General features: G+C 68.3%; 13 protein-coding genes. 8 read left to right on the top strand and 5 right to left on the bottom strand.

Annotated features, from left to right (window positions below):
- Nucleotides 1-29: 29 nt before the first annotated feature.
- From kdpB to kdpF, 3 genes are read right to left on the bottom strand one after another with little or no spacing between them, the layout of a single operon-like run.
- On the bottom strand, nucleotides 30-2,189 hold the full coding sequence (gene kdpB / locus FB464_RS10080; protein WP_116413979.1) for a potassium-transporting ATPase subunit KdpB: 2,160 nt from the start codon (nucleotides 2,187-2,189) through the stop codon (nucleotides 30-32).
- Between the two features lie 5 nt (nucleotides 2,190-2,194).
- Entirely contained in the window at nucleotides 2,195-3,868 is a 1,674-nt protein-coding gene (gene kdpA / locus FB464_RS10075) for a potassium-transporting ATPase subunit KdpA (protein WP_116413980.1), read from the bottom strand.
- Nucleotides 3,869-3,873: 5 nt separating this feature from the next.
- A complete protein-coding gene (gene kdpF / locus FB464_RS10070; RefSeq protein ID WP_116413981.1) occupies nucleotides 3,874-3,963 on the bottom strand; it encodes a K(+)-transporting ATPase subunit F in 90 nt (29 codons plus the stop codon).
- A gap of 349 nt (nucleotides 3,964-4,312) precedes the next feature.
- Here kdpF and FB464_RS10065 point away from each other — a divergent pair, with 349 nt between their 5' ends.
- A complete protein-coding gene (locus FB464_RS10065) occupies nucleotides 4,313-6,238 on the top strand; it encodes an APC family permease (RefSeq protein ID WP_116413982.1) in 1,926 nt (641 codons plus the stop codon).
- 18 nt (nucleotides 6,239-6,256) lie between these two features.
- Here FB464_RS10065 and FB464_RS10060 read toward each other — a convergent pair whose 3' ends face one another.
- Nucleotides 6,257-6,802, bottom strand: coding sequence for a DUF6611 family protein (locus tag FB464_RS10060; protein WP_116413983.1), 546 nt, complete (start codon nucleotides 6,800-6,802; stop codon nucleotides 6,257-6,259).
- 180 nt (nucleotides 6,803-6,982) lie between these two features.
- Between FB464_RS10060 and FB464_RS19815 the strand changes: the two genes are divergently transcribed.
- The 7 genes from FB464_RS19815 to FB464_RS10025 all read left to right on the top strand — a co-directional run bounded on the left by FB464_RS19815 (nucleotide 6,983) and on the right by FB464_RS10025 (nucleotide 15,470).
- Nucleotides 6,983-7,447, top strand: a complete 465-nt coding sequence (locus FB464_RS19815; protein WP_170151869.1) for a hypothetical protein — start codon at nucleotides 6,983-6,985, stop codon at nucleotides 7,445-7,447.
- Nucleotides 7,448-7,547: 100 nt separating this feature from the next.
- Complete coding sequence (locus FB464_RS10050) at nucleotides 7,548-9,986, top strand: penicillin-binding protein (RefSeq protein WP_116413984.1); 2,439 nt, start codon at nucleotides 7,548-7,550, stop codon at nucleotides 9,984-9,986.
- 202 nt (nucleotides 9,987-10,188) lie between these two features.
- On the top strand, nucleotides 10,189-11,775 hold the full coding sequence (locus FB464_RS10045; RefSeq protein WP_211327313.1) for an ABC transporter substrate-binding protein: 1,587 nt from the start codon (nucleotides 10,189-10,191) through the stop codon (nucleotides 11,773-11,775).
- A 53-nt stretch (nucleotides 11,776-11,828) separates the two neighbouring features.
- Nucleotides 11,829-12,881 (top strand): ABC transporter permease, encoded by a 1,053-nt coding sequence (locus FB464_RS10040; RefSeq protein WP_116413986.1) that lies wholly within the window; start codon nucleotides 11,829-11,831, stop codon nucleotides 12,879-12,881.
- The gene (locus FB464_RS10035) at nucleotides 12,878-13,822 is read left to right on the top strand and encodes an ABC transporter permease (RefSeq protein WP_246093005.1); all 945 of its coding nucleotides are present in this window, start codon (nucleotides 12,878-12,880) and stop codon (nucleotides 13,820-13,822) included. Before FB464_RS10040 ends, FB464_RS10035 begins: the two co-directional genes overlap by 4 nt.
- Complete coding sequence (locus FB464_RS10030) at nucleotides 13,819-14,688, top strand: ABC transporter ATP-binding protein (RefSeq protein ID WP_246093004.1); 870 nt, start codon at nucleotides 13,819-13,821, stop codon at nucleotides 14,686-14,688. Before FB464_RS10035 ends, FB464_RS10030 begins: the two co-directional genes overlap by 4 nt.
- Nucleotides 14,688-15,470, top strand: a complete 783-nt coding sequence (locus FB464_RS10025; protein WP_116413987.1) for an ABC transporter ATP-binding protein — start codon at nucleotides 14,688-14,690, stop codon at nucleotides 15,468-15,470. Before FB464_RS10030 ends, FB464_RS10025 begins: the two co-directional genes overlap by 1 nt.
- Before the next feature lie 151 nt (nucleotides 15,471-15,621).
- On the opposite strand, the gene FB464_RS10020 is transcribed toward FB464_RS10025, so the two are convergent.
- Nucleotides 15,622-16,545 carry an endonuclease domain-containing protein gene (locus FB464_RS10020; protein WP_116413988.1) on the bottom strand — a complete coding sequence of 308 codons (924 nt, stop codon included), beginning with the start codon at nucleotides 16,543-16,545 and terminating at the stop codon, nucleotides 15,622-15,624.
- Nucleotides 16,546-16,580: the final 35 nt, after the last annotated feature.

Here is a 16,580-nt window from a genome sequence, read left to right as displayed (position 1 = left end):
CCTTTCGGTGTTTCTCTGATCGCGGGCTTCTAGAAGCCCGGGATGACGCTGACGAGCAGGTCGATGATCTTGATGCCGACGAACGGGGCGATGACGCCGCCGAGCCCGTAGACGAGCAGGTTGCGGCTGAGCACCTTCGACGCGCTGAGCGGCCGGTACTTCACACCGCGGAGCGCCAGGGGGATCAGGATCACGATGATGATCGCGTTGAAGATGATGGCCGACAGGATGGCCGAGGCCGGCGAGTGCAGTTGCATGATGTTGAGCACCTGCAGCCCCGGGAAGATCCCGGCGAACATGGCCGGGATGATCGCGAAGTACTTCGCGACGTCGTTGGCGATCGAGAAGGTGGTCAGGGCACCACGTGTGATCAGCAGCTGCTTGCCGATGCGCACGATGTCGATCAGCTTCGTCGGGTCGCTGTCGAGGTCGACCATGTTGCCGGCCTCCTTCGCGGCCGAGGTGCCGGTGTTCATCGCGACGCCGACGTCGGCCTGGGCGAGTGCGGGGGCGTCGTTCGTGCCGTCACCGGTCATCGCGACGAGGTTGCCGCCCTCCTGCTCGCGCCGGATCAGCGCTAGCTTCTGCTCGGGTGTCGCCTCCGCGAGGAAGTCGTCGACACCGGCCTCCGCCGCGATCGCGGCAGCCGTCAGGGGGTTGTCCCCGGTCACCATGACGGTGCGGATGCCCATGGCACGCAGCTCCGCGAAGCGTTCGGCGATGCCCTCCTTCACGACGTCTTTGAGGTAGACGACGCCGAGCACCCGGGCGACTCCGTCGGGGGTCTTGCTCGCGACGACGAGGGGGGTTCCGCCCGCATTCGAGATGCGTTCGATGTTCTCCTCGAGTTCGGCGTGCTCCGTGCTGGCGATGCGGCCCGACTCCTCGACCCAGGCGGTGACCGATGAGCCTGCGCCCTTGCGGATCTGCGAGCCGTCGGGCAGGTCGAGCCCCGACATGCGGGTCTGGGCGGTGAACGGCACGATGTCGCCCGCGATCGTCACGTTGCGGTTGAAGCCGTGCTTCACCGCCAGGTCGACGATCGACTTGCCCTCGGGTGTGGGGTCGGAGAGGGACGACACTGCGGCGGCGTACCGCAGGTCATCCAGAGCCACACCCGTGAGAGGCGTGAACTCGGCGGCCTGGCGGTTGCCGTAGGTGATGGTGCCGGTCTTGTCGAGCAGCAGGGTGGTGACGTCGCCGGCAGCTTCGACCGCGCGGCCCGACATGGCGAGCACATTGCGCTGCACGAGGCGGTCCATGCCCGCGATGCCGATGGCCGAGAGCAGGCCGCCGATGGTCGTCGGGATGAGGCAGACCAGGAGGGCGACGAGCACGGGGAGGCTGACGGTCGAGGCGGCATAGCTCGCGATCGGGTTCAGGGTCAGGCAGACCACCACGAAGACGATGGTGAGGCTCGCGAGCAGGATGTTCAGGGCGATCTCATTGGGCGTCTTCTGCCTCGACGCGCCTTCGACCAGCGCGATCATCCGGTCGACGAACGTCTCACCCGGTTTGGAGGTGATGCGCACGACGATGCGGTCGGAGAGCACGCGGGTGCCGCCGGTGACGGCGCTGCGGTCGCCGCCGGACTCGCGGACGACCGGCGCCGACTCGCCGGTGATGGCGGATTCGTCGACGCTCGCGATGCCGTCGACGATGTCGCCGTCGCCCGGGATCAGTTCGCCGGCCGTGACGACCACCACGTCGCCGAGGGTGAGGTCGGCCGAGGAGACCACCTCGACGGCGCTGTTGTCGGCCGAGGGGTCGGCCTTCCCGTCGTAGGTCACGACCCGGTTGGCGGAGGTGCTGGTGCGGGTCTTCCGCAGGCTGTCGGCCTGCGCCTTGCCGCGGCCCTCGGCGACGGCCTCGGCGAGGTTCGCGAAGACGACGGTGAGCCAGAGCCAGATCGCGATGCCGGCCGTGAACGAGCCGGGGACGGTCGACCCGCCTGACTGCTCGGGCCCGCCGATGAACGGCTCGGCGATCGCGATCGCGGTGGTCAGCAGGGCGCCGATCTCGACGACGAACATGACCGGGTTGTGCCACATCTCCCGCGGGTCGAGCTTGCGGAGCGCTCCGGGGGTCGCGGCGACGAGCTGGCCGAGGCTGAAGGCGCCCTTCTTGGCCGGAGGGGCGGTGTCGGTGGGTTGGGGGTCTGACGGGCGTGTGGGGGTCAAGGTGGACATGGTGGTTACTGGAGCCCTTCGGCGAGCGGTCCGAGCGTGATGACCGGGAAGTAGGTGAGTGCGGTGATGATGACGGTGACGCCGACGAGCAGCCCGACGAACTGCGGGCGGTGGGTGGGCAGCGTTCCTGCGGTGGCGGGGACCTTGTCCTGGGCTGCGAGCGAGCCGGCCAGCGCCAGCACCAGCACGATCGGCAGGAAACGGCCGAGCAGCATGGCCACGCCGAGGGCCGTGTTCAGCCAGGGTGTGTTCGCGGTGATGCCGGCGAAGGCGGATCCGTTGTTGTTCGCTGCCGAGGTGAACGCGTAGAGCACCTCGCTGAGGCCGTGCACCCCCGGGTTCCAGATCGACGTGGTGGTCACGTCGTCACGGATGCCCGGAATGGCGAAGCTCGCGGCAGTGCCGAGCAGCACGATGGTGGGCGTGACCAGGATGTAGAGGCTCGCCAGCTTGATCTCGCGCGGGCCGAGCTTCTTGCCGAGGTACTCGGGCGTGCGCCCGACGAGGAGCCCGGCAATGAAGACGGCGATCACGGCGAGGATGAGCATTCCGTAGAGACCCGATCCGACACCGCCCGGGGCGACCTCGCCGAGCATCATGTTCAGCATCGGCATCATGCCGCCGAGCGCGGTGAATGAGTCGTGCGTCGAGTTGATCGCGCCCGTGGAGGTGAGCGTCGAGGTGGAGGCGAAGAGCGTCGACCCGAAGATGCCGAACCGGTCCTCCTTGCCTTCCATCGCCGAGCCTGCGGCCTGGGCTGCCGAACCGGCCCCCGAGCTCTCGAGCAGGGTGAGCGAGGTGAATGACACCAGGAAGATCGTCGCCATCACGCCGAGGATCGCGTAGCCCTGCTTGTTGTCGCCGACCATGCGGCCGAAGGTGCGGGGGAGGCTGAACGGGATGGCGAGCATAAGAACGATCTGCAGCAGGTTCGTCCAGGCGGTCGGGTTCTCGAACGGATGCGACGAGTTGGCGTTGAAGAAGCCGCCACCGTTGGTACCGAACATCTTGATCGCCTCCTGCGAGGCGACGGGCCCGCCCGGGATCGACTGGGTGCCGCCGGTGAGGGTGGTGACGTCGGTGAAGCCGTTGAAGTTCTGGATGACGCCGCCGGCGATGAGCACGATGGCGACGAGGATCGCGAACGGCAGCAGCAGCCTCAGGATGCCGCGGGTCAGGTCGACCCAGAAGTTGCCGATGGTTCCCGACCGGCGGTAGGCGAAACCGCGCACGAGGGCGACCGCGACAGCGATGCCGACGGCGGCGGAGACGAAGTTCTGCACGGCCAGGCCGCCCAGCTGAACCGCGTACCCCATGGTGACGTCGGGGGAGTAGGACTGCCAGTTGGTGTTCGTGACGAACGAGATGGCCGTGTTGAACGAGAGGCCTTCGGGGATGGCCGGGAAGCCGAGGGCGTAGGGCAGAACGGCCTGCAGGCGCTGGATGGCGTAGAGCAGGAGCACGCCGACCAGCGAGATCGCGAGAACGCTGCGGAGGTAGGCACGCCAGGTCTGCTCGGACTGCGAGTCGACGCCGATGAGGCGGTAGAACCCGCGTTCGACGCGGAGGTCGCGCTTGCCGGTGTAGATGAGGGCCATGTAGTCGCCGAGCGGGCGGTAGATGAGCACCAGCAGCAACACGAGGCTCGAGACCTGGAGGATGGCGAAGAAAGTGTCCATTGTGGCTAGAAACGCTCCGGTTTCACGAGGGCGTACACGAGGTAGCCGAGGGCAGCGATGGCGAGGGCGGCAGCGAGGATACTGAAGACGATCACAGTTTCTCGACCCCCTTGGCCACGAGGGCAACGATCGCGAACAACACGATGATGCCGGCAACGTAAAAGACGTCGAGCACGGGAAACTCCATCCGGAAGGTGGTGTGTGGGGGATTGGTACAGCACACGATTAGACACCCCTGGATGCGGCGTATTCGCGGTCTTCACGCTTCCCTAACGCTCGGCTCCGCGATCCTTACGGTTCTCCTACGTTCTTCACGGATTTCCTCCGCTACCACAGCAACGACGACAGACGTCTTCGTCGCCGGCGTCTCCCTGCTCCGCGACATCCGCCGGCCGGCCCTCGCGCCCGTGAACCTGATCGGCATGCTGGAACTACACTGAGCCGGTGCCCACCACACGACTCCAGAAATGGCTGCTGCAAGGCCTCGTCGACGACTCCGGCAGCCACCAGGGCCCGCACGCCCGCCCGGGCGAGAAGACGCACACGTGGTGGCGGGTGATGTGCCTCACGGGCCTCGACTACTTCTCGACCCTCGGCTACCAGCCGGCCATCGCCGCCCTGGCCGCCGGGCTGCTGTCTCCGCTGGCGACGATCGTGCTCGTCACGCTCACTCTGTTCGGCGCGCTGCCGGTGTACCGCCGGGTCGCCCGCGACAGCTTCCGGGGCTCGGGCTCCATCGCGATGCTGGAACGCCTGCTGCCGTGGTGGGCCGGCAAGCTGTTCGTGCTGGTGCTGCTCGGCTTCGCCGCCACCGACTTCATCATCACGATCACGCTGTCGGCCGCCGATGCCACGGCGCACGCGATCGAGAACCCGTACGCCCCGCACTTCTTCGAGGGCAACAACGTCATCATCACACTGCTGCTCGTCGCGCTGCTCGGCGCGGTGTTCCTCAAGGGGTTCAAGGAGGCCATCGGCATCGCCGTCATCCTCGTCGGCGTCTACCTGTTCCTGAACCTCATCGTCGTGATCGTGACCACCTTCCAGGTCGTGAACCACCCGGTCGTCGTCACGGACTGGTGGTCGGCGCTGACCGCCCAGCACAGCAACCCGCTGATGGCCGTCGGCATCGCTCTGCTCGTCTTCCCGAAGCTCGCTCTCGGCCTCTCCGGCTTCGAGACCGGCGTCGCCGTTATGCCGCAGATCACCGGCAAGCCGGGCGACACCGACGACAACCCCGAGGGCCGCATCAGGGGTGCGCACCGGCTGCTGACGAGCGCGGCGATCATCATGAGCGTCTTCCTGATCAGCTCCAGCTTCCTGACCACGGTCCTGATCCCGCAGGCCGAGTTCGAGGCCGGCGGATCGGCGAACGGTCGCGCGCTGGCGTACCTCGCGCATGAGTACCTCGGCAACGGCTTCGGCACGCTCTACGACATCAGCACGATCTGCATCCTGTGGTTCGCCGGCGCCTCGGCCATGGCAGGGCTCCTGAACCTCGTGCCGCGCTATCTGCCGCGCTACGGCATGGCACCCCAGTGGGCCCGGGCCGTACGACCGCTCGTGCTCGTCTTCACCGCGATCGCGTTCCTGATCACGCTCGTCTTCCAGGCCAGCGTCGACGCGCAGGGCGGAGCGTATGCGACCGGCGTGCTCGTGCTCATCACCTCCGCCTCCGTCGCCGTGACCCTCTCGGCCCGCCACAAGCAGCAGAAGAAGCGGATGATCGGCTTCGCCATCATCACCGTCGTCTTCGTCTACACGACCGTGGTCAACGTGATCGAACGGCCCGACGGCATCCGGATCGCCGCCCTGTTCATCCTCGGCATCCTGATCGTGTCGCTCATCTCCCGGGTGCGGCGCTCCTTCCAGCTGCGGGCGACCTCAGTCACGCTCGACGAGACGGCCCTCGACTTCGTGCGGAAGAACGCCGCCGAAGGGCATGTGCTTCTCGTCGCCCACGAGCCCGACGTCGACACCGACGCGGAGTACCGCGAGAAGATCCAGGATGAACGGCGGTACAGCCACATCCCGAAACGCCTGCACACCATCTTCCTGGAGGTGCACGCCTCCGACTCGTCGGACTTCGAGGAAGATCTGGTCGTACGCGGCGTCTTGAAGCACGGCTACCCGGTGCTGCAGGTCACGAGCGGCAACGTGCCCAACACGATCGCGACGGTGCTGCTGGAGGTCCGGGACGTCACCGGTGTGATCCCGAGCATCTACTTCGAATGGACAGAGGGCAACCCGGTCTCGAACATGTTCCGCTACCTGATCACAGGGGTCGGCGAGGTCGCGCCGGTCACCCGTGAGGTGCTCCGCGAGGCGGAGAGGAACGTCAAGGCGCGGCCCATCGTGCACGTGAGCTGAACGGGGTTCTCCGCTCGGTCAGGGCAGGGCGTTGTAGATCTTGGCCCAGGCGAGCTCGTACTCGGCGGCGCTGACGAGCCCGGCATCGTGGAGTCTGTCCAACGCCCGGAACTCATCGGTCGCCGTGTTGTAGAAGTCGATGTCGCCGAGCGTCTCCGTGCCGCCACCGGTCGCGACGAGAACCACGCTCAGGCGCCTAAGGCGCGGGCGCAGGTGCCTGGTCATCCGGAACCCGGCGAGGAGGCCGAGCGCATAGACGGCCACCGCCGCGGCGGTCGCGGCGAGCGGCGGCCACGCGCTGAGGGCGAGGATCGTGAACAGGGCGACGACCGCCCCCACCACGGGCCAGGTCCGGTAGAAGTGCAGGGCGCGCCGTTCGGCGTGGTTCGTGCCGGGCGGGTAGACCGTGAGCCGTGTGCGGTTCCACGAGGTGCGGCCGGCGGGGCTCACCTCGATGCTGCCCCAGCGGTGGTCTCCCTCGAGCAGGTGTTCGGTGGTGCGGGAGGCGAACGCGGCCATCGCCTGGGTGCGGTGCGCTGCTGTGAGGGAGTGGTACAGGGTCATGGATTCAGGCTAGAACGGCGCGCTCGCCGGCGAAGCGGCCTTAACGGACTTCGTGCGCTTTCCTAACGGGCTTCGCGCGGACGCCCGACCGGAGGGGTGCACGCCTGCACGGGATTCCCATGTTCGGGTGGTTTGCTAGTGCGTGAGCCAGGACAGGGCCAGCCAGCACAGGGGAGACAAGTGACCGCGACCGCCACGAGCACGCACGCCCTTCGTGCGCCTGCGGCAGTTGGGCATCGCCGTATCGTCCTGATGCTCGCGGTGGCGGTGGCGTTCTTATTCGTCTCGATGCTGCTGCAACCGGCTTCGCCGTCACTGGATGCAGCCGCCGCCCCCACTGCCGCCACCGAAACCACCCTCCCCGAAACGCCGGCCGCCGGCACCCCCGGCACCCCCGGCACCCCCGTCGCCCTCCCCGCGGACGCCGCCGATCCCCGAATTCTCGCGGTGCAGACCGTCCGGGTGCAGACCGGCCGCACCCTCGCTGTGCGCGCGGCCCCCGCGACGGCGCCGACCGAGACGTCGTCGCGGCCCGAGGCGGCACCCCGGGCATCCGGTGTTCGCGGTACGGCGGGCGCACCCGGCGACGGCGCCCAGCTCACCGGCCGCACCCGCACCGTCCTCCTCTCGATCAACCGCACCTAGCGCTCGCCGGACTGCCCGCCCGAACCGCCCCGACCGGGCGCCTCGGACACGCACCCTCCCGCACTCATCCGAGCACAGCTGCACCCGAGAGACCGAGCACATGACGCAGAACCCCCGTACCCCACGCACGAGCAACACCACCCACCCCGCCTCCCGCGGCTCCCGGTTCGGCCGCGCCGTCGGCACGAAGCTCGGCGCGGCCGTCGGGCTCCTCGGGCTGAGCTCCGTCGCGGGCCTTCTCGTGACCGCCATGGTCACGCCGGTCGTTGCCGTCGCGGGCGTGGGTGCGACGAGCACGCTGGGCGTGTTCACGAGCCTGCCCGAGTACATCCGGCCCGACCAGCTGCCGCAGAAGAGCAACATCTACGCGGTCGACGGCAGCGGTGCGACGGTGCTGCTGGCCTCGGTCTTCGAGCAGGACAGGGAGGAGGTCGCCTGGGACCGGATCTCGCAGTTCGCGAAGGACGCCGTGGTCTCCACCGAGGATCCGCGGTTCTACCAGCACGGCGGCGTCGATGTGGCGGCGACCATGCGCGCGGCGCTCGGCAACGCGGCATCCGGTGGCGTCGAATCGGGGGCGTCGACGATCTCGATGCAGTACGTCAAGAACATCCTCGTGCAACGGGCCGAGGCGATCACCGATGAGGTCGAGCGCACCCTCGCCTACCAGCAGGCCACACAGACCTCCATCGACCGGAAGCTCAAGGAGATGAAGCTCGCCATCGGCCTCGAGAAGCAGTTCTCGAAGAGCGACATCCTGCTCGGCTACCTCAACATCGCCAGTTTCGGCGGGGTGACGTACGGCATCCAGTCGGCGTCGAAACGCTACTTCGGTGTGGATGCCGCGAACCTCAGCCTCGCCCAGGCCGCCAGCCTCATCGCCATCGTCAACGAGCCGAACGGTCTGCGGATCGACGACCCCGACAACATCGCCGCCAACCAGGCGCGCCGCGACCTCGACATCCTGCCCGCGATGCTGAAGGCCAACGCCATCACCCAGGCGCAGTACGAGGAGGCGCTGGCGACTCCGGTCACGCCCCAGATCACGGTGGTGTCGACCGGATGCTCGACCGCCAACAGTCTCGGCGCCGGCTTCTTCTGCGATTATGTCGGCCGCCAGATCGTCAACCGCGCCCTGCTCGGAACCGACGAGGACGGCGTCGCCAAGAGCCTCAGCCGCGGCGGATACGACGTGTACACCACCCTCGACGTGGACCTGCAGGCGGCCGCCCACGCGAAACTCGACGACCACGTTCCGCGTTCGAGCGGCGTGCTCGACCTCGGCGCGTCGCTGGTGACCGTCGAGCCCGGCACCGGCAAGGTGCTCGCGATGGCGCAGAACAAGGAGTACAACACCGACCCCGATGCGGCCACCCCGGAGAGCACGGCGGTCAACTACGGCACCCGGTTCGACGACGGCGGATCCACCGGCTTCCAGGTCGGCTCGACCTACAAGATCTTCACGCTCGCCGAGTGGTTGAAGCAGGGCAACGCGCTGAACGACCGCGTCAACGGCAACCAGCGCACCTTCAACATCTCGAGCTTTGCGAACTCCTGTCAGGGCCCGGGCCCCGGCACCTACTCGTCGAAGAACGACGGAGGGTCGAACCCGGGCACGATCAGCGTGCTGAGCGCGACCGCGTCGAGCGTGAACAACGCCTACCTCACGATGGCGGAACGGCTCGACCAGTGCGAGATCCGGAAGACCGCCGAGGCGTTCGGGGTGGCGCGCGCCGACGGCGACGAGCTGACGTCGTACCCCTCCGACGTGCTCGGTACCAACGAGATCGCACCCCTCGACATGGCGGCGGCGTTCGCTGCCGTCGCGAACGAGGGCGTCTACTGCGCGCCGGTCTCGATCGCCCGCATCGTGGACGCCACGGGCGCCGAGCTCGCGCTGCCGCCGGCCGCCTGCACCCCTGCCGTCTCGCCGGAGATCGCCGCGACCATGGCCTACGCGCTGACCAGTGTCGTCACGAGTGGTACGGCCACCGCATCCAACCCCCGGAACGGCATCCCGCACTTCGGCAAGACGGGCACGACCGACTCCGAGAAGGACACCTGGTTCGTCGGCTCGACCACCAACCTCACGACCGCGGTCTGGGTGGGCAACGTCGTCGGCGGTGTCTCACTCCGCAACTCGTCGATCGAGGGCACGAACGGGGCGAGCCTCCGCCACCTCGTCTGGAAGGACTACATGACGGCTGCCGACGGCAAGTACGGCGGCGACGCGTTCCCGGCACCCGATCGTTCGCTCGTGCAGGGCGTCCAGGTGCCGGTGCCGTCGGTAGTCGGCCAGTCGATCCAGGCGGCGCGTTCGGCGATCGAGGCAGCCGGCTTCGAGTTCCAGGACGGTGGATCCACGGCCTCCGACCAGCGTGCCGGCACGGTTGCACGCACCAACCCCTCGGGTTCCGCGGGCCGCGGTTCGACGGTGGTCGTGTACACCAGCGACGGGAGCCAGGTGCCCGCCCCCGCCCCCGGCCAGACGTCGGCGCCTCGCCCCGCTGCCACGGCAGGCCCGGCGCCAGCCAACTGACCGCAGATCACGCAGACGGACGAACCTGAGCCGACACGGTGCCGCAGAGCCACTCGTTCGGGCTGAGCGACGTCGACCCGAAAGGCAAGCGGCACAGAAAGAAATGCGTTCGAAATGTCTGGACGGTATAACAGGTAATACAGCACGTACCACTAGCGCCTACCACCAGACGACCCCCGCATCTCGCACGAGAGGTTCCACCGTGAAACTACCCGCCCGACCCGTACGGGTCACTGCCCTCGTGGCCCTCGGCCTCGCCTCGGTGCTCGCCGTCTCGGCCTGCACCGACAACTCCGTGTCGACCTCCTCGACGGGGGCCGCCGACAAGACGCTCGTCATCGACAAGTCGTTCGACCTCAAGACCAGCGACCCGGCCCGCGCGTTCGAGCTCACCGGCAGCATCGTCGACAAGGCGATCTACGAGACAGCGCTCGACTTCGAGGGCAGCGACGTCACCAAGGTCGTCCCGGGCATCACCTCGTTCGAGGAGAACGCCGACAACACGGTGCTCACCCTCACGATGACCGGCACCCACACGTTCTCCGACGGCTCGCCGGTCACCGCCGACGACATCGTCTTCTCACTGCAGCGCGTGCAGGGCATCGCGGGCAACCCGTCGTTCCTGCTCGACGGCGTCACCGTCGCGAAGACCAGCGACACGACCGTCACGCTCACCAGCGCCGCCTCGAACCCGGCCCTGCCGTTCATCCTGCCGAACCCGTCGCTCGGCATCGTGAACTCGAAGGTGCTGAAGGCCAACGGCGGCACCACCGGTGCGGATGACGCGGCCGAGGCCTTCCTGAACAAGACGTCTGCGGGCTCGGGTCCGTACCAGCTCGAGTCGTTCGATGTGACGACGAAGGTCGCTTTCGCGCCGAACCCGAGCTATGCGGGCGAGAAGCCGGCCTACAGCCGCGTCGTGCTCGAGAACGTCGAGGGCCCCACGCAGAAGATCAATGTGCAGGCCGGCTCGACGCAGGTCGCGCTCGACCTGAACGCCGACCAGGTGCAGGGCATGGACAGCTCCGTCAAGGTGCTGAAGGATGCCTCGCCGTACCTGATCTACAGCTGGTACAACCAGGACCCGGCCGTCTCCGGTGGCGTCACCGACAACGCCGACTTCGTGAAGGCCGTGCGCCAGGGCATCGACTACAGCAAGCTGCTGTCGATCGCAGGTGAGGGTTCCACGCAGCCCGGCGGCATGGTTCCGTCGATGTTCCTCGGCGCGATCACCAGCGACCCGGCCAACGTGTTCGACCTCACCGCGGCCAAGGCGTCGCTTGCGGCATCCGGATACTCGGGCCAGGCGGTCACGTTCTCGTACCCGAACGACATCACCGTGAACGGCCTGCAGATGCAGACCCTCGCTGAGGCCATCCAGTCCCAGCTGAAGGATGTCGGAATCACCCTGACCCTCGCCCCGTCACCGATCTCGACCTTCCTCGACGCCTTCCGCGCCGGCAAGCTCCAGTCGGGCATCATGTACTGGGGCCCGGACTACCCGGACCCGGCCGACTACCTGGTCTTCAACCCGGGTGAGTCGCTCGGCCTCCGTGCCGGCTGGGCCGCGGGCTCCGACGCCACGGTCACGGCCGCTGCCGACGCCGCCTCCGCCGCGAGCGGCGACGACGCCCGCAAGACCGCGTATGAGGCCTGGCAGAACGCCGCCAACGCGACGGGGCCGTTCATCCCGGTCATCCAGCCCGGCCAGTACGCGGTCACGACCTCGGAGATCTCGAACCTCGAGCTCAACCCGGTCTGGACCGTCAACATCGCCGACATCAAGTAATCACCGACAACAAGTAAGAGACGCTCATCAGCACCACAACCACCAGCGCCCAGGTGCCGGTCACGCTCCGTCGTGGCCCGCACCTGGGGCCGCTGGCCCGCTACATCCTCATCCGGTTCGGCATCAGCGTGCTGCTGATCTTCGGCGTCACCCTCGTCACGTTCACGCTGGCGAACCTGGTGCCCGCCGACCCCGCCCAGGCCGCACTCGGTGAGCGGGCGGCATCCGACCCGGCCATCGTGGCAGCGTTCCGGGAGGCGCAGGGGCTCGACAAGCCGGTCGTCACGCAGTACCTCGTGTACATCGGGCACCTCCTCCAGGGCAACCTCGGCACGTCGACCCAGTCGCACAACCCGGTCTCGCAGGACCTGTCGGTCGCCTTCCCGGCGACGGCCGAGCTCGCGCTGTTCGTGATCGTCTTCTCGATCATCATCGGTGTCGGCCTCGGAACCTGGGCCGCGATCCGGCAGAACCGGTTCGTCGACCAGCTCTTCCGCGTCGTGAGCCTCATCGGCATCTCCATCCCGACCTTCTGGCTCGCGCTCGCCGCGTTCTACGTCTTCTTCTACCAACTGCACTGGGCACCGGGAACGGGCCGGTTGAGCGCATCGCTCCAAGCCCCGCCGAAGGTGACGGGCATGTACACGATCGACGCGCTGGTCGCGGGGCAGTACACGACGTTCTGGAACGCCCTGTCGCACCTGATCCTCCCCGGCCTCGTGCTGATCCTCTTCACGGTCGGCCTCCTCGTGCGCTTCTCGCGGTCGGCGGTGCTCGACGTTCTGAACCAGGAGTACGTGCTCGCCGCACGCGCCAAGGGCCTGAGTTCGGCGGCTGTGATCTTCCGCTACGTGCTCCGCGGGGCATCCCTGCCCATCCTCACAATCGTCGGCCTCGCCTTCGGCTCGCTGCTCTCGGGCACGGTGCTGACCGAGCAGGTGTTCGGCTGGGGCGGCATCGGACAGTACGCCTACAAGTCGGCGACGACCCTCGACCTTCCGGCTGTGATGGGTGTGGGACTCGTCGTCGGCGTCGTGTACATCCTGACCAACTTCATCATCGACGTCGTGTACGGCGTCATCGACCCCCGGGTGCGTGTGCAGTGACCAGCCCTGACCTGAGTAACCCTGACCTCCGGGATCCCGCTCTGGATGCTCCGACCGCCGGTGCCGCGACGCGCCTCCGTTTCTCGGCCGTGCGCTCCCGGCTCCGGCTCCCCAGCGCCTATCGCCGCCCGATGGCGATCATCGGCTTCACGATCATCGCGCTCTGGTTCATCGTCGCGATCTTCGTGCCGTGGATCGCGCCCTTCGATCCGCTCGCTCAGCAGTTCGACAGGCTCCAGCCGCCGGGGCCCGTCAACTGGTTCGGCACCGACTCGCTCGGCCGCGATGTGCTCAGCCGCACGCTCTACGGGGCCCGGATCTCGCTGCCGCTGGCACTCATCCTCGTCGTTGCGTCGGCCATCATCGGGTCGGTGCTCGGGGCCATCGCGGGCTACTTCGGCCGCGCGGTCGATGAGATCATCATGCGGATCGCCGACCTGGTGTTCGCGTTCCCCACGATCATCCTGGCCATGATCGTGACGGCCGCCCTCGGCCCGAGCCTCACGAATGCCGTGATCGCGCTGCTGTTCGTGTCGTGGCCGAGTTACGCCCGGGTGATGCGGTCGATGGTGCTCGGCGCGCGCTCGCGGGAGTACGTGGTGGCCGGGCGGCTGCTCGGCTTCAGCCCGTTCCGGTCGCTGCAGCGCGACATCCTGCCGAACGTGGCGGCGCCCGTGCTGGTGCTCGCGACGCTCGACTTCGGGAACGCGATCCTGCTGCTGTCGGGGCTGTCGTTCCTCGGGCTCGGGGCGACGCCGCCGACGCCGGAGTGGGGCGCCATGGTCGCCGACGGCGTGCAGCAGTTCAGCGACTGGTGGCTCGCGGCGTTCCCGGGGCTCGCGATCTTCACGGTCGTTGTCGCGTTCAACCTCGTGGGCGATGCGCTCCGCGACTCGCTCGACCCGCGCACCGCGGGCGCTGTGCAGGGGGTGAAGATTTGAGCGACACCATGCCGCACGGCCTCCAGCTCCGCGGCCTGACTCTCGAACTCGGCTCCAAGGGTTCCCGCAAGCAGATCCTCCGCGGCATCGACCTCGACATCCCCGCCGGGTCCATCACGGGCCTAGCGGGTGAGTCGGGCTCCGGCAAGACCATGACGGGGCTCGCGATCTGTGGGCTGCAGCCGGCCGGATCCCGCCTCGGCGGCACCATCTCGTACACCGGCCCCCGCGGCTCGGCGGCGAACCTGCTCGCGCTGAGGCCGCGCGCGATGAACGCGCTCCGCGGGCGTGAGATCGCGATGATCTTCCAGGACCCGACGGCGAGCCTGCACCCGATGATCACCATCGAGGCGCAGCTCACCGACGGGATGCGGCACCACCTGCACATTTCGCGATCGGAGGCGCGCTCGCGTGCCCTCGCGCTCCTGTCGCGTGTTCGTGTTCCCGACCCCGAGACGGCGCTTCGCAAGTACCCGCACCAGTTCTCCGGCGGCCAGCTGCAGCGCATCGCGATCGCGATCGCGCTCGCCTCGGAGCCCAGCGTGCTCATCGCGGACGAACCCACGACGGCGCTCGACGTGACCGTGCAGGCGGGCATCCTGCGCCTGCTGCGGGAACTCTGCGACACCCTCGACCTGGCGATCCTGCTGGTGACGCACGACCTCGGTGTGATGAGCGCACTCGCCGACACCGTGACCGTGATGCGGTACGGCGAGGTGGTGGAGCACGGCTCGCGCTACCAGGTGATCCGCGAGCCGCAGAGCGCCTACACGAAGTCGCTGATCGATGCGCTGCCGCACCCGCCGGCCCCTCCTGCCGACGCGCCCAACACCATCCAGCTCCCGCTCGGAAAGGACGCCATCTGATGGCCGGCCAGCTCACTGTGCGCGATGCCCACGTCACGTACAAGCTGCCCGGGCGGCGCCTCCTCGCGGCCGTCGACGGCGTCAGCTTCGACCTCGCCCCCGGCGAAGTGCTGGGGCTTGTGGGGGAGTCGGGCTGCGGAAAGTCCACGCTCGCGCGCGCGATCTGCGGGCTCGAACCGCTCGCCTCCGGCACGGTCGAGTTCGACGGCCAACCCGTCGTCACGCTGGGACTCCGGCGTCGGCCGGCACATCTGCTGCGCATCCAGATGGTGTTCCAGAACCCGTACAGTTCGCTGAACCCGCGCCGGCGGGTCGGAGAGCAGATCGCGGATGCCCTGGCCATCGCCGATGCGTCGGTGCGGTCATCCGTCGGCCAGCTGCTCGACGACGTCGAACTCGAGCGGAGCGCGGCGGGCATGTTCCCGCACCAGTTCTCTGGGGGGCAACGGCAGCGCATCGCGATCGCCCGCGCGATGGGCGCGCGGCCGGACATCCTCGTCGGCGACGAACCCATCGCCTCCCTCGACGCCTCGCTGCAGGCCAAAGTCGCGACCCTGATGCGGGATGTCGCGCTGAAGAACGGCGCCTCGCTGCTGTTCATCAGCCACGACCTGTCGGTCGTCCGCGTCGTGGCCGACCGTGTCGCCGTCATGCAGGCCGGCCGCATCGTCGAGACCGGCCCCGTCGCCTCCGTCTGGTCGCACCCCGCCGACCCGTACACGCAGCGCCTGCTCGCCGCCATCCCGGTCGCCGACGGACTCGGCCGCCTGCCGGCGGCCTGACCCCCGCCCCGTCCGCCCCGCCCCCCGTGCGCGCACGAACGGACGAGGCTCAGCCACCACGGCTCCCCATGCGACGCCGTCTGCGCTGAGCCTCGTCGATTCGTGCCATCCGGGCCCGGGTCGGCGTGGGGTTCGGGCTCCGGCCCCGTGCTCACGCTCCGGCACCAGGGCGGCCGAGCCCGGCCGCGAGCTGCCGTCTGCTCCACCGGTGTTCTCCCCGCTTCACCGTGCCTCTGATCATGGCCTCGATACGGCCCCACTCGAACATCACTTGCGCGTACGTGAAGCGCCTGACCATACGTCCCTGCTCGTGGAACTCGAAGTCACGGCGGCGGTCCTCGAAGAAGGCCTCATCGGAGGTGTGCCATTCTCGGCCATCCAGTTCGATCACCAGCCGGTCGCCGATCAGCAGATCGACGGCTCCGGCGGGCGGGATGTACACCTGCGTTCGATAGGGGATGTGGCGGGCGCGGAGTCGAAGCCGGGCCTTCGTCTCCAGGCCGGACTGCGCCGAGGAGTCGGCCAGGGCAAGAACGTCCCGGTGCTTCTGTGAGAGCTGGTCCGCCAGCAGGCTGAGGCGTCGGCGGGTGGTCAGCTTCTGGTTGAGCGCAGAGTCGAATGCTGCGACCGCATGGTCCCGTGGCTGGCACGCGACCATGTGCATGAGTGCCCATTCGACATCGTCGCGCGCTCGGGGTGGCCTTGGGCCGGCAGTTGCTGCCGCGCGATGCAGTGAGACCCCGTTCGCCGCGGGGTCGCCGAGCGGTTCGGTGCGACTGTGCGGCGAGGCCAGATGGGTCGTGTGAACACCTACCCGCACATGGAGCAGACCGTCGTCGATGCACCAGATTCCGGCGGATCTCAGCACAGAGAGGCAGGTCAGGGATCCGCCGACCCTGACGGCGGAGACGTCAGCGTCGGCTGCATCCGGAGTGGCCACCCAGCCCTGGCGAGGGCGGAGCAGCATCCCGCCTCGCACCGCCCTTCTCGCATCGGAGGCGGTGTAGCCGAAAGGGAGGAGTCTGCCCTGGTGCACGACTCCACCCAACTGTGTGACGACGTCGAGGATGCTCATGCCAGCAGTGTTCCGCGTCGAGGTGAGCCAGTGTG

The sequence above is a fragment of the Subtercola boreus genome, assembly GCF_006716115.1.
Lineage (GTDB): Bacteria > Actinomycetota > Actinomycetes > Actinomycetales > Microbacteriaceae > Subtercola > Subtercola boreus.
Note: the sequence above shows the minus strand (reverse complement) of the source record. Positions and strands in the feature narration are given on the sequence as shown.

Coding starts and splice junctions, on each gene's coding strand:
- kdpB (WP_116413979.1), bottom strand. CDS start 2,189: ATGTCCACCTTGACCCCCACACGCCCGTCAGACCCCCAACCCACCGAC.
- kdpA (WP_116413980.1), bottom strand. CDS start 3,868: ATGGACACTTTCTTCGCCATCCTCCAGGTCTCGAGCCTCGTGTTGCTG.
- FB464_RS10060 (WP_116413983.1), bottom strand. CDS start 6,802: ATGACCCTGTACCACTCCCTCACAGCAGCGCACCGCACCCAGGCGATG.
- FB464_RS10050 (WP_116413984.1), top strand. CDS start 7,548: ATGACGCAGAACCCCCGTACCCCACGCACGAGCAACACCACCCACCCC.
- FB464_RS10025 (WP_116413987.1), top strand. CDS start 14,688: ATGGCCGGCCAGCTCACTGTGCGCGATGCCCACGTCACGTACAAGCTG.
- FB464_RS10020 (WP_116413988.1), bottom strand. CDS start 16,545: ATGAGCATCCTCGACGTCGTCACACAGTTGGGTGGAGTCGTGCACCAG.